This window comes from Pseudomonas fluorescens (assembly GCF_004683905.1).
GTDB classification, from domain to species: Bacteria; Pseudomonadota; Gammaproteobacteria; order Pseudomonadales; family Pseudomonadaceae; genus Aquipseudomonas; species Aquipseudomonas putida_A.
In genome coordinates this window covers 977,539-997,218 of sequence record NZ_CP038438.1, presented here as the reverse complement: position 1 = coordinate 997,218, position 19,680 = coordinate 977,539, and the positions used below count along the sequence as shown (strand labels likewise).

The following is a 19,680-nucleotide window of genomic DNA, read 5'->3' as shown; positions in this document are numbered from 1 at the left end:
CCTGCCATGAAACCATCGCTAGTCTTGAGAATGGGCCAGCAGCTGACGATGACACCGCAGCTGCAACAGGCCATCCGCCTGCTCCAATTGTCGACCCTGGACCTGCAACAGGAAATCCAGGAGGCCCTGGAATCCAATCCGATGCTCGAACGCCAGGAAGAAGGCGACGACTTCGACAATACCGATCCTTTGGCCGACAACGCCGAACAAAAACCCAACACCGACATTCAGGAACCGTCCTATCAGGAAGCCGCCCCGACGGTGGACAATCTGGAAGATGGCGAATGGAACGAGCGCATTCCTAACGAACTGCCCGTTGATACCGCCTGGGAAGACGTCTACCAGACCAGCGCCAGCAGCCTGCCCAGCAGCGATGACGACGAGTGGGACTTCACCACCCGCACGTCCGCCGGCGAAAGCCTGCAAAGCCATCTGCTGTGGCAATTGAACCTGGCGCCGATGTCCGACACCGACCGCCTGATCGCCGTGACCCTGATCGATTGCATCAACAATCAGGGCTACCTGGACGAAACCCTCGAAGAAATTCTCGACGCCTTTGATCCGGAGCTCGACATCGAGCTGGACGAGATCGAAGCCGTTCTGCACCGCATTCAGCAGTTCGAACCGGCCGGTATCGGCGCGCGCAACCTCGGCGAATGCCTGCTGCTGCAACTGCGTCAGCTCCCGGCCAAGACCCCGTGGCTCAACGAAGCCAAACGTCTGGTCAGCGATTACATCGATCTGCTCGGCAGTCGCGACTACAGCCAGTTGATGCGGCGTATGAAGCTCAAGGAAGACGAGTTGCGTCAGGTCATCGAACTGGTGCAAAGCCTCAATCCGCGTCCGGGCTCGCAGATCGAATCGACCGAAGCCGAGTACGTGGTGCCCGACGTCATTGTGCGCAAGGATAACGAACGCTGGCTGGTCGAGCTGAATCAGGAGTCAGTGCCCCGTCTGCGGGTTAACGCGCAGTACGCCGGTTTCGTCCGTCGCGCCGACACCAGCGCCGACAACACCTTCATGCGCAACCAGTTGCAAGAGGCACGCTGGTTCATCAAGAGCCTGCAAAGCCGCAACGAAACCCTGATGAAGGTGGCCACCCAGATCGTCGAGCATCAGCGCGGCTTCCTGGAGTATGGCGATGAAGCCATGAAGCCGTTGGTCCTGCATGACATCGCCGAGGCGGTCGGCATGCACGAATCGACGATTTCCCGGGTCACCACGCAGAAATTCATGCATACCCCGCGCGGTATTTATGAACTGAAATACTTTTTCTCCAGCCACGTCAGCACCTCCGAAGGCGGTGAATGCTCGTCGACGGCGATCCGCGCGATCATCAAAAAACTGGTTGCGGCGGAAAATCAGAAAAAGCCGTTGAGTGACAGCAAGATCGCTGGTTTACTGGAGGCACAAGGCATTCAGGTGGCTCGCCGCACCGTCGCCAAGTACCGCGAATCCCTCGGGATCGCGCCTTCGAGCGAACGCAAGCGGTTGATGTAAGCCACGTTACAGCGTTCCAGTGGCAGGCTCTTCGGCCTGCCGCTTTATGCACTGGCAACGAAGGAGAAGCTGTATGCAAGTCAACATCAGTGGACACCAACTGGAAGTGACCGAACCTCTGCGCACCTACATCAACGAGAAACTCGAACGATTGGAGCGCCATTTCGACAAGATCACCAACGTGCAAGTCACGATGTGCGTCGAAAAGCTCAAGCAGAAAATCGAAGCCACCTTGCATATACCCGGCAGCGAAGTGGTCGCCAACGCAGAAGATACCGACATGTACGCTGCGATCGACTCACTGACCGACAAGCTGGATCGCCAACTCAAAAAGCATAAGGAAAAGACCCAGAGCCTCCTTCAGGGCGCGACAGGTCGTTAACACTCCCAACCCATGATCCGACTTGAAAGTATCCTGACCCCCGGCCGTTCCCTGGTGAACGTGCCGGGCGGCAGTAAAAAGAAAGCCCTCGAACAGATTGCCAACCTCATCCATAAAGAAGTGCCGGATCTGGCCATGCAGGATGTTTTCGAGAGCCTGGTAGCCCGTGAGAAACTCGGATCCACCGGTTTCGGCAACGGCATCGCCATTCCCCACTGTCGCCTCAAAGGCTGCGAAGCGCCTATCAGCGCGTTGATGCACCTTGATGCCCCCATCGATTTCGATGCCATCGACGGCGCACCGGTCGACCTGCTGTTTGTACTGCTGGTCCCGGAAGCGGCCACCGATGCCCACCTGGAATTACTGCGCCAGATCGCCAGCATGCTCGATCGCAAGGAAGTGCGCGAAAAACTGCGCAGCGCACCGAGCAACGAAGCCTTGTATCAGGTCGTCCTGAGCGAGCAGAACGGTCATTAATCATGCGTTTGATCATCGTCAGCGGCCGCTCCGGCTCGGGTAAAAGTACCGCCCTGAATGTCCTTGAGGACAACGGCTACTACTGCATCGACAACCTGCCGGCCGGTCTGCTGCCGGAACTCGCCGAACGCGCCCTGATTCACACCGAACTGGCCCAGCCGCTGGTGGCCGTGTCGATCGATGCACGCAATCTGCCGAGCCACCTGTCGCGTTTCCCCGAACTGCTTGAAGAAGTCCGTGCCCGGCACATCCAGTGCGATGTGCTGTATCTGGATGCCGACGAAGAAACCCTGCTCAAGCGCTTCTCGGAAACCCGCCGGCGCCATCCATTGAGCACTGCCAACCGCTCGCTGGCCGAAGCGATCGAAGATGAAACCGCCCTGCTCGGCCCGATCGCCGACCTGGCCGACCTCAAGGTCAACACCACCAATCTGAATCTGTACCAGTTGCGTGACACCATCAAGCTGCGACTGCTGAACCAGCCGGAACCGGGCACGGCGTTTCTGGTCGAGTCGTTCGGCTTCAAGCGCGGCATGCCGGTGGACGCGGATCTGGTGTTCGATGTGCGCTGCCTGCCCAATCCTTACTGGAAACCGGAACTGCGTGCACAATCGGGTCTCGACGCACCGGTCGCCGAGTACCTGGCTGCACAACCGGAGGTTGAGGAGATGTTTCAAGATATCTACGGCTACCTGTACAAATGGCTGCCACGCTTTGCCGCGAGTAATCGCGCCTATGTCACCATTGCCATTGGCTGCACCGGCGGGCATCACCGCTCCGTTTACCTGACCGAACGTCTGGGTCAGGCCCTGCAGAAAACCCTGAAGAACGTCCAGGTTCGCCACCGCGACCTCACTTAAAGGATTCACACCGCGATGCCTGCTCTGGAAATCGAAATCATCAATAAACTGGGCCTGCACGCCCGAGCGTCGGCCAAGTTCGTCGGGGTGGCGGGCCAGTTCCCGGATTGCACGATCAGAGTGGGTCGCACGCCAGAAACCACAGTGGATGGCAAAAGCATCATGGCGATGATGATGCTCGCCGCCGGCAAGGGTACGAAGATCTATCTGAGCACCGAAGGCCATCAGGAACAGGAAGCGCTGGATGCGCTGGTGGCGTTGATCAACAACTACTTCGATGAGGGTGGTTGATCGTTTAAAGATCAAAAGATCAAAAGATCGCAGCCTGCGGCAGCTCCTACAGTGAACGCATTCCAATGTAGGAGCTGCCGCAGGCTGCGATCTTTTGATATTCAACCCAACGCCGTATCCATCACCATCATCAGACAAAACCCGATCAGCAAGCCAAGACTGGCCAGCTTGTCATGACCATTGCGGCGCGATTCTGGAATGACTTCGTGCGTCACCACCAGCAACATCGCCCCCGCCGCCACTGCCAGCCCCATCGGCAATAACAGCTCCGCAAGACTGACCAGCCACGCACAGAGCAGTGCAAACACCGGTTCGACCAGTCCTGACGCCGCACCGATCAAGAATGCCTTGACCCGCGACATTCCCGCCCCCGCCAGTACCAGCGCAATCACCAATCCCTCTGGCACATCCTGCAAGGCGATGCCCATCGCCAGACTGTCGGCATCCGGCATGCCGCCGCCAGCGGACACCCCCACCGCCATGCCTTCCGGGATGTTGTGAGCAATGATGGCGAAGACGAACAGCCAGATGCGCGGCGGAATCACCGGGTGCTCGGGGGTACCGACGAGCATTTCCGGTGAGGCGCCGGACAGTTTCAGATCCACCAGATACAAACCGAATGCACCGAGCATGATGCCGAAGCAAATCAGCCCGCTGGCGGCCAACGGTGTCAGGCCCAGACTTTCGGCAGCAGCGATGCCCGGCACGATCAGCGAAAACGCGGTCGCCGCCAGCATCACGCCGGCGCCGAAACCCAGTAGCGTATCGCTGAGCCTCTGCGGCATACGCCGGATCACCAGCACCGGCACCGCGCCGAGCGCCGTGCCGAGGGCGCAGATCGCGCCGCCCTGCAATGCGCGTGACAATCGCGGCTGCAGATCCAGCCATTCCAGCCCGTGCACGGCCAGCAGGGTCATGCCCGCCAGCAGCAACAGCGACCCGACCGCGTAACGAAACATGCGCCCACCGCCAATCGCCAGTGTTTCAGTGCCCATAGTCAGCCCTGGATTGTTTTTATAGAAGACTTAAACCAGTGCAGCCTGGTAGCGCGCAGCAACTTCCGGCCAGTTGATCACGTTGTAGAACGCGTTGATGTATTCCGGGCGACGGTTCTGATAACGCAGGTAATAGGCGTGTTCCCAAACATCCAGACCGAGAATCGGCGTGTTGCCGTTCATCAACGGGCTGTCCTGATTGCCGCTACTTTCCACGACCAGTTTTTTCTCCGGGGTCACGCTGAGCCAGGCCCAGCCGCTGCCGAAACGGGTCAACGCGGCTTTGGTGAAGGCTTCCTTGAAGCTGTCGAGGCCGCCCAGTTGCGCCTCGATGGCCTTGGCCAGCGCGCCGTCCGGCTTACCACCGCCGTTGGGCACCATGACTTCCCAGAACAGCGAATGGTTGGCATGCCCGCCACCCTGATTGATCACCGCCGCGCGGAGTTCTTCCGGCAACTGCTGAACGCTGGCGACCAGTTTTTCCACCGGCCATTCGGCGTACTCAGTGCCTTCGACGGCGGCATTGAGGTTGTTGATGTAGGTCTGGTGGTGCTTGGTGTAGTGGATCTCCATGGTTTGCGCATCGATGTGCGGTTCCAGGGCATCGTAGGCGTAAGGCAAGGCAGGCAAGGTAAAAGCCATTTCAGTGGACTCCATGGTGATGTGAGACTGAGGCGCGGCGTGCATTGCCGGTGTCCGGGTGCAGCAGGCGCTGGGTGCGCGGGTATTCGCCGTGTTCGCTGATGAAATTCAGCAGTTCGACGTAGGTCTTGCTGCTCTGGCGCAACGCCGCTTCACGCAGGGCCGGGCGCAGGCGCTCGTCCTGCATGGTCTGCAACAGCCGTTGATGAATCGCGCAGAGGTACTCGGCGCTCTCCTCCGGCTGATTCAGGCGCAGGTGCAGATCCGCCAGGTTGTGGTGGGAGATGACGCAGGCCGCCACCGCTTCGTCGGCATCGGCCCAGCGTTCGAATAGCACTTGCGCCAGGGCCAGGGCTTGCAGGTAAGCCTCGCGGGCGTCGATCAGCTCGCCGAGCATGAAGCAGCGATTGGCCCGTTCGATCGTGCGTTTCCAGTGCTCCATGGTGAGCCTCCAAAGCGGTTGCGGGGTTTACACGCCGCCGGCGGTGAGTTTCTCGGGGTTGAGCAACTCTTCCAGGTGGCTGCGCGACAGATCGGTGTGTTCCAGCGCGACGTCGATCACCGGGCGGCCCTGCTTGTAGGCCTGCTTGGCGATTTCGGCGGCTTTCTGATAGCCGATGATCGGGTTGAGCGCCGTGACTAGGATCGGATTACGCGACAGCGCTTCTTTGAGCCGCGACTCGTTGACCTTGAAGCTGGCGATGGCCTTGTCGCCGAGCAGACGACTGGCATTGGCCAGCAGTTCGATGCTGCTCAGCAGGTTCTGGGCGATGATCGGCAGCATCACGTTCAGCTCGAAGTTGCCCGACTGGCCGGCGATGGTGATCACCGAATCGTTGCCGATCACTTGCGCAGCGACCATCGCAGTAGCTTCCGGAATCACCGGATTAACCTTGCCCGGCATGATCGACGAACCCGGTTGCAGGGCTTCCAGCTCGATCTCGCCAAGGCCGGCGAGCGGACCGGAGTTCATCCAGCGCAGGTCGTTGGCGATTTTCATCAGCGACACGGCGGTAGCCTTGAGCTGACCGGAGACGGCGACGGCGGTGTCCTGCGAGCCGATCAGGGCGAACAGATCCTTGCCCGGAGTTAATTGCACATTCGTCAGTTGGCTGAGCTGGCGACTGAAACGCTTGGCAAACTCCGGATGCGCGTTGATCCCGGTGCCGACCGCCGTACCGCCCTGCGCCAGCGATTGCAGGCTCGGCAGCAAGTCCTGCAGATGACCGATGTTGGCCTTGAGCTGCTGCGCCCAGCCATTGAGCACCTGACTCATGCGCACCGGCATCGCGTCCATCAAGTGCGTGCGGCCGGTTTTGACGTGGTGGTGCACCTGTTCGGCTTTGTTTTCGATGACCTGCACCAGATGCAACAGCGCCGGCAGCAGTTGTTCGTGCAACGCCAGGGCGGCGCTGACGTGGATGGTGGTCGGAATGATGTCGTTGCTGCTCTGGCCGCAGTTGACGTGATCGTTCGGGTTGACCGGCTCGCCAAGCAGTCGGCTGGCGAGGGTCGCGATCACTTCGTTGGCGTTCATGTTGGAGCTGGTGCCGGAGCCGGTCTGGAAGATATCCACCGGGAAATGCTGCATGAAGTCGCCTTCGAGCAGGCCTTGGGCCGCATCGCTGATGGCTTTGCCCTGGCCGGCGCTGAGCTGGTTGAGCTCGACGTTGGCCCGCGCGGCGGCGGCTTTGGCGAGGATCAGCGCACGGATGAATTGCGTTGGCATCGGCTTGCCGCTGATCGGGAAGTTATCCACTGCACGCTGGGTCTGCGCGCCATAGAGAGCGTCCACCGGCACCTGTAGTTCGCCCATGCTGTCGCGCTCAATACGAGTCTTGGTCATCGGTAAATCCTTGGACTAATTCAATGAGAGGAATCGAGGGAAGCAACTCGCAGGTCGCCAGTTGCCAGGTGTAGCGCTGCCAGCGCTGGAGCCGACAGTTGCACAGAGAGAGGCGCTCCATTTCACGCAACGGACGCCAGGCTTGATCGAGACACAGGCTGCGCCAGTGCCACGGCAACGCGATGTCGGTGGCTGTGTCGAGCAGCAGACGGAAGGAGGTTTCAGCGATGGTCCACGGGGAAGTCGCCGTACAGCAGGCCAGATAACGGCCTTCGGCCAGGTAATGTTCGATCAGGCGTGGTTCGTCAGGATCCATCGCGCAACGGATCTGGCGACTCATCCAGCGCCAGCTTTCGAGGTACGGCTGCTCGTGCAAGGCAGAACTCATGATCCGGGACTCGTTCGGAGATGAGATTTATTATTATATGATAATGAGAACCAAAACAAGAGCGCCTGATTACACAGACTCCATTGTAGGAGCGAGCCTGCTCGCGAAGGCGTCGTGTCAGTCACCGCCGGGGTCGGCTGTTAAATCGCTTTCGCGAGCAGGCTCGCTCCCACAAGGTTTTGTGTGGAGCCAAGAAAAAAGGCGCGCCACCCGATGAGGTGGCGCGCCTTTCTTGTCTGACCGCTGGGGCTTAGCTGCCCGCGACAGTCATCCGCTCGATCAGCACCGAGCCCGTACGAATATTGCTACGCAACTCCAGGTCATTACCGACTGCAACGATCTGCTTGAACATGTCGCGCATGTTGCCGGCGATGGTCACTTCCTGCACCGCGAACTGGATTTCGCCGTTTTCGACCCAGAAACCCGCCGCCCCGCGCGAATAATCGCCGGTGACCATGTTCAAGCCATGGCCCATCAATTCGGTGACCAGCAGCCCACGGCCCATGCGCTTCAACAGCGCCGCCTGATCTTCATCACCGTGAGTGACGAACAGGTTATGCACGCCTCCCGCGTTGGCGGTGCTCGGCATGCCGAGTTTGCGCCCGGAGTACGTGCCGAGGATGTACGACACCAACTCGCCCTTCTCGACGAACGGTTTGGCGTAGGTGGCCAGACCATCACCGTCGTAGGACGCACTGCCCATGGCGCGCATCAGATGCGGACGCTCATCGATGGTCAGCCATTCCGGAAACAATTTCTGCCCCAGCGTGCCTTCGAGGAACGACGATTTGCGATACAGACTGCCGCCAGAAACCGCCGACAGGAAGCTGCCGAACAAGCCGCCCGCCAGTTCAGCGGAAAACAGCACCGGCACTTCGCAGGTCGGCACCGGACGCGCGCCCAGACGGCTCGCGGCGCGTTGCGCGGCACGCTGGCCGATGCTCACCGGATCCGCCAGCAGGCTGCCCTGACGATTGACGTCATACCAGTAATCGCGCTGCATCTGGCCGTCGGCTTCGGCGATCATCACGCAGCTCAGGCTGTGCCGGGTCGACGCGTAACCGCCGATGAAACCGTGGCTGTTGCCATATACACGGCAGCCCCGATGGGTGCTGAGGGTGGTGCCGTCGGCGTTCTTGATTCGCGCATCGGCGTCGAACGCGGCGGCTTCACAGAGCAACGCCTTCTCGATGGCCTGCTCCGGGGTGATGTCCCATTCGTGGAACAGGTCGAAATCCTGCACATCCCTGGCCATCAGCGCGGCATCGGCGAGGCCCGAGGCTTCGTCTTCAGAGGTATGTTTGGCGATCGCCAGTGCAGCGGCAACGGTTTCACGAATCGCGTCCGGCCCGGTGGCGGAGGTGCTTGCCGAGCCTTTTCGCTGGCCAACATACAAGGTGATGCCAAAGCCTTGGTCGCGATTGAATTCGACCGTCTCGACCTCACGCTGACGCACCGACGTCGACAAACCCTGCTCCAGCGACACCGCGACTTCGCAGGCACTGGCGCCCTGACGCTTGGCTTCGGCGATGATCTGCTCGACCTGTTCCTGCAGTGCCGGCAATGCTTGCGGGCCGACGCTTTGAACTGCACTCATGCTCATCTCCACTCAAATTCTGCTTTCGGCTGGGGTCATCGAGCGACCGGGCCGGACAAGCGGCCCCCGACTGGTTATCATGGCGGCGTTTCTTTGCGGACTGCCACCATGGTTGATTCTTACGACGACTCCCTCGATACGGGAGAAAAAAGCAAATCTCAGGTCAAACGCGAGCTGCATGCTCTGGTTGACCTTGGCGAGCGCCTTACAACACTCAAGCCCGACTTGCAGGCAAAACTGCCATTGACCGACGCCTTGCGCCGGGCCCTGGCTGATGCGCCGAAGCACACCGCGAACATCGCGCGTAAACGGCACCTGCAGTTCATCGGCAAACTGATGCGCGATCAGGACACTGACGCGATTCTGGTCCTGCTCGATCAACTCGATGCCTCCACCCGTCAGTACAACGAGCGTTTCCACAACCTCGAACGCTGGCGTGACCGCCTGATCGCCGGTGACGATGCCGTGCTGGAGAAATTCGTCGTCGAATACCCCGACGCCGATCGCCAGCAACTGCGTTCCCTGATCCGTCAGGCTCAGCACGAGGTTGCACACAACAAACCTCCTGCTTCCAGCCGCAAGATCTTCAAGTACATCCGTGAGCTGGACGATACCCAACGCGGCCTGCGTTGATACTCGCCATCGGGTGGCCGCCCTGCGCGCCACCCGCAGCTCCACCTCTTTTTATGCGCCCGTGCCACCCACGGTAATCGCATCGATCTTCAGCGTCGGCTGACCGACACCCACCGGCACCGACTGCCCGTCCTTGCCGCACGTGCCCACACCGCTGTCCAGCGCCAGATCGTTACCGACCATCGACACCCGGCTCATCGCCTCGGGGCCGTTGCCGATCAACGTCGCGCCCTTGACCGGCGCGGTGATCTTGCCGTCCTCGATCAGGTACGCCTCACTGGTGGAGAACACGAACTTGCCGCTGGTGATGTCGACCTGACCGCCGCCAAGGTTGGCGCAGTAGATGCCCTTCTTCACCGACGCGATGATTTCCGCCGGATCGCTCTCGCCTCCGAGCATGTAGGTGTTGGTCATGCGCGGCATCGGCAGATGCGCGTAGGACTCGCGACGACCGTTGCCGGTACGGGCCACGCCCATCAGACGCGCATTGAGCTTGTCCTGCATGTAACCTTTGAGCACGCCGTTCTCGATCAGCGTGGTGCACTCGGTCGGAGTGCCTTCGTCGTCGACGCTCAGCGAGCCGCGACGACCGCTCAACGTGCCGTCATCGACAATGGTGCAGAGCTTGGAGGCAACCATTTCGCCCATCCGCCCGCTGTAGGCCGAACTGCCCTTGCGGTTGAAGTCGCCTTCCAGACCGTGACCGACCGCTTCGTGCAGCAGCACGCCGGACCAGCCCGAACCGAGGACGACAGGCAAGGTGCCGGCCGGTGCCGGAATCGCTTCCAGATTCACCAGCGCCTGACGCAGTGCTTCACGGGCATAGCCCATGGCACGGTCTTCGGCGAGGAAATAACGGTAGTCGGTACGCCCGCCGCCGCCATGTCCGCCGCGCTCGCGACGGCCATTCTGCTCGACGATCACGCTGACGTTGAAACGTACCAGCGGACGCACATCAGCGGCCAGGCCACCGTCGGTGGACGCCACCAGAATCCGTTCCCAGACCCCGGCCATGCTCACGCTGACCTGCTGAATCCGTGGATCGAGGGCGCGGGTGGCGACGTCGATGCGCTTGAGCAGCTCGACTTTCTCGGCGCGGCTCAGCACTTCCAGCGGATTGTCCGGCGCATACAACTGCGCGACATCCTGAGTGCTGAACGCCTGCACCGTGCCGTTCTGCCCGGCGCGGGAGATCGAGCGGGCGGCACGGGCCGCAGCGCCCAGGGCTTCGAGGGTGATCGCGTTGCTGTAGGCAAAACCGGTTTTCTCGCCGGACTGCGCACGCACGCCAACACCTTGGTCGAGGTTGAAGCTGCCTTCCTTGACGATACCGTCCTCCAGCGACCACGACTCAGAGATCTGGCCCTGGAAATACAGATCGGCAGCATCGATGCCCGGGCCTGCCAGATCGCCGAGCACGCCTTGCAGGCTCTCGATGGTCACGCCGCCGGGCGCCAACAGGTGATCACTGACTGAGGACAACAACTCGCTCATAGGTTTACGCCTTAAATTCATGTTCTGAAGCAGGCCGCTGGGCGCCCTGCGAGAAAAACCGCCGATGACTCGTCACCGGCATTTGCGCCCTGATAGACGCTTGTTCATCACTGTCGCGTGCGGCCAACAATACCGCCTCGCCTTGATCCTGATGCGCCAGCACACGGCCCCACGGGTCGACAATAGCCGCATGACCGAAGGTTTCACGCGGTCCCGGGTGAGTCCCGCCCTGCGCTGCCGCCAATACATAACACTGCGTCTCGATGGCCCGGGCGCGAATTAGCACATCCCAATGCGCCGCACCGGTCACTGCGGTGAAGGCCGACGGGGCGGTAATCAACTCGGCACCGGCGGCGCGCAATTCGCTGTACAGCTCCGGAAAGCGCAGGTCGTAACACACGGTCAGGCCGACTCGGCCAACCGGCGTGTCTGCGACCACCACGCCACTGCCATAAGCATAGTCATCGGATTCGCGATACCGCCCGCGATTGTCCGCCACATCAACATCGAACAGGTGCAACTTGTCATACCGTGCCACGGTTTCACCCTGATCGTTGACCAGCAGCGAACAGGCATGCGACTTGGCGTCCGGTTGCCCAAGCGGCGGCAACGGCAAGGTGCCGGCCACTATCCATAACTTGAGGTCGCGGGCGGTCTGTTTCAACCATGGCAGGATCGGCCCTTCGCCAAGCGCTTCGGCACGGCCGATGTCGGCGATGTCGCGACGACCCATGGCGGCGAAGTTTTCCGGCAGCACCGCCAGCTTCGCGCCGCCGGCCGCGGCCTGTTCGAGCAGGCGTCGAGCCTGCGCCAGATTGGCCAGCACATCACTCTGGCTGACCATTTGAATCACCGCTAAAGACATGGCGCACTCCGTAACAGGTATGCGGCCATGCTACTCCATAGGCCTGGGATGTGGCTGTTCAAAAAGGCTTGTCGAAGGTGATTTTCGGCTCTTTCCACGGACCTTTGACGGTGTACTTGACGCTGGCGAAGCGCGCCACGCGGTCGCCGATCAGCTTGTCGATCAGGAACAGCGCCCCGCCGACCGCCGGCGCGCCGACGATCAACGCGGCAATCGGCAGGTTGTTGGTCACCGGCAAGGTCACCAGCAATTTGGCGTCGACCTGATCGCCGACCAGATCCAGCGTACCGTCCAGTTCAAGGTTGCTCGAAGGACCGGTCAGGCGAATCGGCTCGCGGGTGACATACACGCCGTTATTAGCCACCAACAGGCCCTTGACCCGATCGTAGCTCAAGCCTTTGCCAAACAAGTCGGAGAAGTCCAGGCGCAGACGACGGCCGATGGAGTTGAAGTTGAGCAGACCGAACACCCGCAACGCCTGCGCGCCGCCCTCCACTTCAACGAACTGACCTTTATTGAGCGAGGCATCCAGCGTGCCGGAGAAGCGCTTGGTTGCCAGCCATGCCGGCGAGCCCGGCCAGCGGCCATCGACATCCATGTGGAACTCTTCACTGGTCACGCTCGGCGCAAAGCCCCAGCCCTTGAGCACATCGGCAAGGTTTTTGCCGCTGATCCGGCCCTTGAACCAGCTGTTGGTCGAACCCGGCGCCCCTTCCCAGCCGCCATTGCCCTGCAACAGAATGCCCTTGAGGCCCATATCGAGATTGTTCAGGGCAATGCCTTTGGCCGTCGGTCGAACCTTGAGCGACCAGCCGCCCACCAGATCCTGGCCCAGAAACAACTGATTGATGGTGATATCCAGCGCGGGAATCTTCGTCGGGTCGACCGAAACCAGCGGATCAGGCGAGTTCTCGTCAGCCTGCACCGTCGGATCCGGCGCCGGCAGGCGTACGTATTGCAGATTGACCGCGATCGGCGCGCCCTTGGCATCGGGCAGGCTGGCCGAACCCTTGGCCTGCTGGCTGTCGAGCGCCAGATTCCACGCCCATGGCTTGCGATTGACCTGTACAGCAGCCTGATCCAGCGTGGTGCCGAAGGCGGTGAGCTTGCCCACCTTGAAGTCGGCACTGTTGAGCAATTGTTTGGCACTGCCGCCCGGATCGTTGCCGGCGTATTTGCTGACCAGATCCTGCCACGGCGCGACGTCCAGCTCCGACAGCACACCGCGAATGCGCAAGCCCTTGGCCTCCGGCAGTACGGCGTCGCCCGTACCGAGGAACAGCTCACCGCGACCATCGGCGATATTGCTCGGCGGCGCGGCGAAGGTGAAGCTCGCCAGTTGATCGTAGTTGACCCAGTAACGCCGCTCCGCACCTTGCAACGTCATGCGGAACACCGTGTCACGACCCTGCTCGGCCGACATGCCAAACGGTGCCGGCAGATCCACTGCCACGCCTTTCATGCTGGAGCTGACAGTGAGCTGACTGTCAGTGCCGTCAAGGTTGACCTGCAACTGATACGGAAGGGTCCCGGACACCGGCAACGGCTGAGTCACGCCCAGCCAGTCAGTGAGCTTCTTGACCTCGACCTGCCCGGAGGCCGCGACCCGAGTCTTGAGCTTGTTCGGGCTGCCATCAGCGAAAATCTGCGCGGTCACCGGCTTGTCGAAGGCCCTGGCGGCGATGTTCTGCCCGCTCAGCCCCTTGGCGCTGTCAAAACGGAAATCGCCCTTGAGCTGGCTCAGTTCCAGCTTCGGCTCGGCCAGTTTCAGGCGCGCATTGGCGGTTTTGAAATCGACGAGGATCTTCGGCAGATCGCCCTTTTCCAGCGGAATGTCGAGTTTGACCTTGCCCTGCAAATCGCCCTCGCCTTCCCAGCCGGCAAAGGTTTCGCCGGTACCGATCGGCGCGGTCTGGAGAATTTTCAGGCCATCGCCCAGCCCGCCGGCAAATCCGCCGTCGAGCAACAGATGGGTAGGTTGCCCGGCCGGCACATGGGGAATGTTGACGAAAACGTCGCTGACCTGGGTGTCGAGCAACTGGCCCTTGTCGGCCACGATGCGCACGCCGCTGTCCTCGATGAACACATCGCCGCTGACCTTGCTCACGTGCGGCCAGCCCGGCTGGAACGCCAGCTCGGCGTCATGCACCTTGAAGAACAGGCTGATGCTGCGATCCACGTCCTTGGCGTTTTTGCTCAGCGAACCCTGGTACTGGAAGAAGCCCTGATCCACGGCGCCCTTGAGGATCGCTGTACGCAGCCACTCGTCGAGGGCCGGGCTCAAGACTTCGGGCAGGTATTTGGCGGTGTAGCGACCATCGCCATCGACCAGCCCGACGCGCAGGTCCATGTAGTCTTCCTGGCTATGGTCGAAGTGCAGGCGGATCAGGAAGTCGCCGGCAATCTTGCCCTCTTCGCCCAGCACTTTCAGGTACGGCGCGATCAGGGTGAAACCTTCTTTATCGAGCTTCCAGGTCAGTCGGGCATTGGCCTGGATGTATTGCCATGGCTTGGCGAAGATCGGGTCGAGGTGCAGGACGAAATCCTTGCTGTCCAGGCGCAACTCGCCACCGTCGAGGTTGCCGCTGAGGCTGCCACTGACGTTTCGCGCCGCCGGGGCACCGTGATAGGCATCGAAACCGACATTATCGAGGTTGGCCGCAAAGCCGAATTTCGAGCCGTCGGTGGCATTGGGACGAAAATCCAGCAGCACGTTGCGCAGTCCACCCGTCACCTTCAGGTGGTCGACGACCGTAGCGACGTTTTCGGGCAACGGCCCCAGCGCATTGAGCAACGGCGTGATCGGTGTCAGGTCGAGGCGGTCGGCCTGCAAGTGCCACAACTCATCGGTTTTATCGGTGGCCACCGTCTGCTTGAGCTGCACATGGGATTCCCAGCGGGTCTCGCCGAAGTTCATCGCCAGCGAATCGAGAGTGACAATCGCGCCCTCGTCATCGCGCTGGTAATAGCCGTTGAGCGCCAGATTGTTGATCTTGATCGGCTTGCGCTCGGCATAAGCGCCGGTCACCTGTGGTGCGTTCAAACGAATGGCGGCGCTTTGCAGAGCGCCGTCGTTCCAGTTCACCCACAGCTCGCCGCCAGCCTTGATCTCGGAAAAATTCCACTGTTGGGTCAAACGCTCCGGCAGCCACTTCGACCAATCGCTTTGCGGCAGGCTGACATAACCCTCCAGCGAACTGTCCGGCAATTGAGGGGGGCGAATCCGTGTACGCAGGCTCATCGCCACCGGTTGCCCGTCGGGCAAGGTCAGACGAGCATCAAGACGCTGACGGCTGCTGCCGGTTTTCAGATTGAGGCCGACATACGTAAAGGTCATCGGCGCCTGATCCAGCGGCTGCACGGTCACCTGACTGTCGAGCACCGACAGTTGCTGAACCATCTGCGAGCGCTTGAACAATTGTTCGGGATCCAGCGGCTGATCGTTCTGCACCGGCAGGCCTTCCAGCGCCCAGGTGCCGTCCTGTGCTTCTTTGACACTGATCTTCAGGCCGTTCAATTCCAGATGGGCGATACGCACTTCGCGCGACAGTAGACTGGCCCAGAGGTCAGGCACCACGCGCACCCGATCCAGACGCAAGGCATTGGCGCCGTCACCGACCATCACATCGTGGGCCAGCAGAATCGGCGCGAAGCCGCTCCAGTTGCCTTCCAGCTCGCCGATCTGCAACGGCATGCCAAGCGCAGCCGTGGCCTTGTCTTCGATATCGGTGCGGTATTCCGCCACCAGTGGCGTCAGTTCCCGACCGAGGCTGACGTACAACGCCATCAACACCAGAACCAACGCGCACAGGCCCAGCCCCCAGCGGGTCAGTGCGGCCAAAATGCGTGTCAGACGCTCCATGTCAGTTGGCTCCCATGGCAAAAAAACTACTGAAAGCTGAGGCCAGCCGTTGTGGATTAAATGTGCTGCAGGGGTTCAGAGCAGCACCACGTCATATTGTTCCTGGGAATACATGGTTTCGACCTGAAAGCGTATGGTGCGGCCGATAAACCCTTCAAGCTCGGCGACGTTACCGGATTCTTCATCGAGCAAACGGTCCACCACTTTCTGGTTCGCCAGCACCCGGTAACCTTCGGCCTGATAGGCGCGGGCTTCGCGCAGAATCTCGCGGAAAATCTCGTAACAGATGGTTTCCGGGGTCTTCAACTTGCCCCGCCCCTGGCAACTGCTGCACGGCTCGCACAGCACTTGCTCAAGGCTTTCACGGGTGCGCTTGCGGGTCATCTGCACCAGGCCCAACTCGGTGATACCGATGATGTTGGTCTTGGCGTGATCACGTTCGAGCTGTTTTTCCAGGGTACGCAGCACCTGGCGCTGATGCTCTTCATCTTCCATGTCGATGAAGTCGATGATGATGATCCCACCCAGATTGCGCAGGCGCATCTGCCGGGCAATCGCGGTGGCGGCTTCGAGGTTGGTCTTGAAGATGGTTTCTTCGAGATTGCGATGGCCTACAAACGCGCCGGTATTGACGTCGATGGTGGTCATGGCTTCCGCCGGATCGACCACCAGATAGCCGCCGGACTTGAGCGGCACTTTGCGCTCGAGGGCTTTCTGGATTTCGTCTTCGACGCCATACAGGTCGAAAATTGGCCTCTCGCCCGGATAGTGTTCGAGACGATCGGCGATTTCCGGCATCAGTTCGGCCACAAACTGCGTGGTTTTCTGGAAGGTTTCCCTGGAGTCGATGCGGATTTTCTCGATCTTCGGGCTGACCAGATCGCGCAACGTGCGCAGGGCCAGACCGAGGTCTTCGTAGATCACACTCGGCGCGCCGATGGTCTGGATCTGCGCATTGATCTGATCCCACAGGCGGCGCAGGTAGCGGATGTCCATGAGGATCTCATCGGCCCCGGCACCTTCGGCGGCGGTACGCAGAATGAAGCCACCGGCCTCCTTGATTCCTTCCTTGGCCACACAATCGCTGACCACCTGTTTGAGGCGCTCGCGCTCGGCTTCGTCTTCGATTTTCAGGGAAATGCCGACGTGGGCGGTGCGCGGCATGTACACCAGATAGCGCGACGGAATCGACAGCTGCGTGGTCAGGCGCGCGCCCTTGGAACCGATCGGATCCTTGGTCACCTGTACCACCAGGCTCTGCCCTTCGTGCACCAGCGCGCTGATGCTTTCCACCGCAGGGCCTTCGCGCAGGGAGATTTCCGAGGCATGGATGAACGCGGCACGATCCAGACCGATGTCGACGAATGCCGCCTGCATGCCCGGCAGCACCCGGACAATCTTGCCCTTATAGATGTTGCCGACGATCCCGCGTTTTTGCGTGCGCTCGACATGGACTTCTTGCAGCACACCGTTTTCGACCACCGCCACGCGCGATTCCATCGGCGTGATGTTGATCAGAATCTCTTCACTCATGGCAGGGTCTCGTTCAGGCATGTTCACGATAATGGCCGCATCTTGATTCGTACGACGCTCATTGCGCGTTCAGGTTTTGCCAACAGGGTATGCCGAAATGGCCCAACAGTTCTGCGGTTTCGCAAACCGGCAGCCCGACCACCGCCGAATAGCTGCCATTGAGCCCGGCGACAAACACCGCGCCGAGGCCCTGAATGCCATAACCGCCAGCCTTGTCCCGGGGTTCGCCACTGGCCCAGTAGGCCGCCGCTTCTTCGCGGCTGATCGGGCGGAACCGCACCAGACTGCGCACCACGCGCGACTCACAGCGCTCGCCTTCGAGCACGGCGATGGCGGTCAGCACTTCATGCTCCTTGCCGGACAACATCATCAGCATGGCGCATGCGTCGGCTTCGTCCACCGGTTTGCCAAGAATTTTGCCGTCGAGCACCACCGCGGTATCTGCGCCCAGAACGCAAAATGCCGCGTCGGACACCAGCGTGCGTCGACCGGCCTCGGCCTTGCCACGCGCAAGGCGTTCGACATAGGCCGCTGGCGATTCTTCGGGGAGCGGGGTTTCATCGATGTCCGCACTGATGGCGGAGAACGGCACGCCGATCTGCGTGAGCAACTCACGCCGACGCGGCGAACCAGAGGCGAGGTAAAGCGGCTTCATCAAGACATCTCCCTTGTCGAGGTGCGGGCACATGCCTGACCGAATCAGTTGATTTTGTAGCGCCGGCGCAATCCACGCAAAGCGAAGCTGACCCAAGGCCAGAGCAAGGCACTGACCAGTGCCGGCAGTACCAGCGCCAGGGTTGGCTGACGGTTGCCGGTCAAGGCGCTGAGCCACAATTGAACCAGTTGAGCGAGGCCGAAGATCACCAGGATCACCAGGCATTGCTGCCACATCGGGAACATCCGCAGACGCTGCTGCAACGACAGCACGAGGAAAGTGATCAGCGTCAGGATCAACGCATTCTGGCCAAGCAGATCGCCCTGCAGCACGTCTTCGGCCAGCCCCAGGCAGAACGCGGTGACCATGCCGACCGTATGCGGCATGTACAACGCCCAGAAAGTCAGCAGCAAGGCCAGCCAGAGGGGACGCAGGATTTCCATGAACATCGGCAGCGGTGAAACGCTGAGCAGGATGCCGAAGACAAAAGTCAGCCAGACAATCCAGCCGTTACGCGAAGCGGTAGCGCCGACCATTATTCTTGTCTCCCTGTGTTGCCCGGCGCAGTGGCGGGCGGTTTCGCCGCCGGACGCGCAGCAGGCTGGGATGCTGGCGGCTTGCTCGCCGCCGCGGGCTTGGCCGCAGGTTTGGCCGGCGTGGTGCTGGCCGCAGCAGCTGGCGCTGGAGCGGTCGGCGAAGCTGGCGTTGCCGCCGCTGCCGGTGTGTTGACGACTTTCGGCACCGTGGCTGGAAGCATCGGGCCGCCGCCCTGCGCATCGAGATTTTCCTGGGCCTGCGCCGCATCGTTGGCGCGCTCTTCGGCGGTGCGGTTGTCACTGAACACCAGCAGCAGATAACGGCTGCGGTTCAACGCAGCGGTCGGCACCGCGCGGACAATTGCGAACGGCTGGCCGGAATCGTGGATGACTTCCTTGACCGTCGCCACCGGATAACCGGCCGGGAAGCGCTGACCCAGGCCGGAGCTGACCAGCAGATCGCCTTCCTTGATGTCAGCGGTATCGGCAACATGCCGCAGTTCCAGACGTTCCGGGTTGCCGGTGCCGCTGGCAATCGCCCGCAGACCGTTACGGTTCACCTGCACAGGAATGCTGTGAGTGGTGTCGGTCAGCAGCAGCACCCGGGAGGTGTACGGCATCAACTCGACCACCTGGCCCATCAGACCGCGTGCATCGAGCACCGGCTGACCGAGCACCACGCCATCGCGCTCACCTTTATTGATGATGATGCGATGGGTGAAGGGATTGGGGTCCATGCCGATCAACTCGGCCACTTCGACCTTTTCGTTGACCAGTGCGGAGGAATTGAGCAACTCGCGCAGCCGCACGTTCTGCTCGGTAAGGGCGGCAAGCTTCTGCATGCGCCCCTGCAACAGCAGGTTCTCGGTCTTGAGTTTTTCGTTTTCGGCGACCAGCTCGGTGCGGCTGCCGAACTGACTGGCGATCCCTTCCCACAGCCGTCCGGGCAGGTCGGTGATCCAGTAGGCGTCCATCAACACCAGCGACGCTTGTTTGCGCGCGGGTTTGAGCAGGTCGAAGCGGGCATCGACCACCATCAGCGCGACCGACAGCACGGCCAGCACCAACAGGCGCACACCCAACGAAGGGCCTTTGGCGAAAAGCGGTTTAATAAGCCGCTCCTC

Annotated in this window: 19 protein-coding genes; 6 read left to right on the top strand and 13 right to left on the bottom strand. The window is 61.1% G+C overall.

Annotated elements, in window-relative coordinates:
- Positions 1-6 precede the first annotated feature (6 nt).
- The 5 genes from E4T63_RS04410 (at position 7) to E4T63_RS04390 (ending at position 3,510) form a co-directional block, all read left to right on the top strand.
- Positions 7-1,500: an RNA polymerase factor sigma-54 gene (locus E4T63_RS04410; RefSeq protein WP_027610846.1), complete on the top strand. Its 1,494-nt coding sequence runs from the start codon at positions 7-9 to the stop codon at positions 1,498-1,500.
- Positions 1,501-1,573: 73 nt separating this feature from the next.
- Positions 1,574-1,882, top strand: coding sequence for a ribosome hibernation-promoting factor, HPF/YfiA family (gene hpf / locus E4T63_RS04405; protein WP_025109458.1), 309 nt, complete (start codon positions 1,574-1,576; stop codon positions 1,880-1,882).
- Positions 1,883-1,894: 12 nt separating this feature from the next.
- Positions 1,895-2,359: a PTS IIA-like nitrogen regulatory protein PtsN gene (gene ptsN, locus E4T63_RS04400; protein WP_027610845.1), complete on the top strand. Its 465-nt coding sequence runs from the start codon at positions 1,895-1,897 to the stop codon at positions 2,357-2,359.
- A gap of 2 nt (positions 2,360-2,361) precedes the next feature.
- Entirely contained in the window at positions 2,362-3,219 is an 858-nt protein-coding gene (gene rapZ, locus E4T63_RS04395; protein WP_027610844.1) for an RNase adapter RapZ, read from the top strand.
- A gap of 15 nt (positions 3,220-3,234) precedes the next feature.
- The gene (locus E4T63_RS04390) at positions 3,235-3,510 is read left to right on the top strand and encodes an HPr family phosphocarrier protein (protein ID WP_003221684.1); all 276 of its coding nucleotides are present in this window, start codon (positions 3,235-3,237) and stop codon (positions 3,508-3,510) included.
- Between the two features lie 101 nt (positions 3,511-3,611).
- On the opposite strand, the gene E4T63_RS04385 is transcribed toward E4T63_RS04390, so the two are convergent.
- From E4T63_RS04385 to pmbA, 6 genes are all read right to left on the bottom strand, one after another.
- Positions 3,612-4,505: a ZIP family metal transporter gene (locus E4T63_RS04385; protein ID WP_135294964.1), complete on the bottom strand. Its 894-nt coding sequence runs from the start codon at positions 4,503-4,505 to the stop codon at positions 3,612-3,614.
- Positions 4,506-4,535: 30 nt separating this feature from the next.
- Positions 4,536-5,147 (bottom strand): superoxide dismutase, encoded by a 612-nt coding sequence (locus tag E4T63_RS04380; protein ID WP_135294963.1) that lies wholly within the window; start codon positions 5,145-5,147, stop codon positions 4,536-4,538.
- A gap of 1 nt (position 5,148) precedes the next feature.
- Entirely contained in the window at positions 5,149-5,589 is a 441-nt protein-coding gene (locus E4T63_RS04375; RefSeq protein WP_096795353.1) for a hypothetical protein, read from the bottom strand.
- 27 nt (positions 5,590-5,616) lie between these two features.
- Positions 5,617-6,993 carry a class II fumarate hydratase gene (locus E4T63_RS04370; protein ID WP_134785441.1) on the bottom strand — a complete coding sequence of 459 codons (1,377 nt, stop codon included), beginning with the start codon at positions 6,991-6,993 and terminating at the stop codon, positions 5,617-5,619.
- Positions 6,974-7,381: a hypothetical protein gene (locus tag E4T63_RS04365; RefSeq protein WP_027610839.1), complete on the bottom strand. Its 408-nt coding sequence runs from the start codon at positions 7,379-7,381 to the stop codon at positions 6,974-6,976. The genes E4T63_RS04370 and E4T63_RS04365 overlap by 20 nt, the downstream gene beginning before the upstream one ends.
- Before the next feature lie 250 nt (positions 7,382-7,631).
- Positions 7,632-8,978: a metalloprotease PmbA gene (pmbA, locus tag E4T63_RS04360; RefSeq protein ID WP_135294962.1), complete on the bottom strand. Its 1,347-nt coding sequence runs from the start codon at positions 8,976-8,978 to the stop codon at positions 7,632-7,634.
- 108 nt (positions 8,979-9,086) lie between these two features.
- On the opposite strand from pmbA, the gene yjgA reads away from it, so the two are divergent.
- Positions 9,087-9,611 carry a ribosome biogenesis factor YjgA gene (gene yjgA / locus E4T63_RS04355; RefSeq protein ID WP_007961589.1) on the top strand — a complete coding sequence of 175 codons (525 nt, stop codon included), beginning with the start codon at positions 9,087-9,089 and terminating at the stop codon, positions 9,609-9,611.
- 51 nt (positions 9,612-9,662) lie between these two features.
- Here the strand turns inward: yjgA and tldD are convergent, their stop codons facing one another.
- The 7 genes from tldD to mreC all read right to left on the bottom strand — a co-directional run bounded on the left by tldD (position 9,663) and on the right by mreC (position 19,632).
- Positions 9,663-11,105, bottom strand: coding sequence for a metalloprotease TldD (gene tldD, locus E4T63_RS04350; protein WP_007961588.1), 1,443 nt, complete (start codon positions 11,103-11,105; stop codon positions 9,663-9,665).
- 4 nt (positions 11,106-11,109) lie between these two features.
- Positions 11,110-11,970 (bottom strand): carbon-nitrogen hydrolase family protein, encoded by an 861-nt coding sequence (locus E4T63_RS04345; RefSeq protein WP_135294961.1) that lies wholly within the window; start codon positions 11,968-11,970, stop codon positions 11,110-11,112.
- Between the two features lie 58 nt (positions 11,971-12,028).
- Entirely contained in the window at positions 12,029-15,832 is a 3,804-nt protein-coding gene (locus E4T63_RS04340) for a YhdP family protein (RefSeq protein WP_135294960.1), read from the bottom strand.
- Between the two features lie 75 nt (positions 15,833-15,907).
- Positions 15,908-17,365 (bottom strand): ribonuclease G, encoded by a 1,458-nt coding sequence (gene rng, locus E4T63_RS04335; protein ID WP_007961585.1) that lies wholly within the window; start codon positions 17,363-17,365, stop codon positions 15,908-15,910.
- A gap of 58 nt (positions 17,366-17,423) precedes the next feature.
- Positions 17,424-18,020, bottom strand: coding sequence for a Maf family protein (locus tag E4T63_RS04330; protein WP_098967207.1), 597 nt, complete (start codon positions 18,018-18,020; stop codon positions 17,424-17,426).
- 44 nt (positions 18,021-18,064) lie between these two features.
- A complete protein-coding gene (gene mreD, locus E4T63_RS04325) occupies positions 18,065-18,556 on the bottom strand; it encodes a rod shape-determining protein MreD (protein ID WP_096795347.1) in 492 nt (163 codons plus the stop codon).
- The gene (gene mreC / locus E4T63_RS04320; RefSeq protein ID WP_245223423.1) at positions 18,556-19,632 is read right to left on the bottom strand and encodes a rod shape-determining protein MreC; all 1,077 of its coding nucleotides are present in this window, start codon (positions 19,630-19,632) and stop codon (positions 18,556-18,558) included. Before mreC ends, mreD begins: the two co-directional genes overlap by 1 nt.
- Positions 19,633-19,680: the final 48 nt, after the last annotated feature.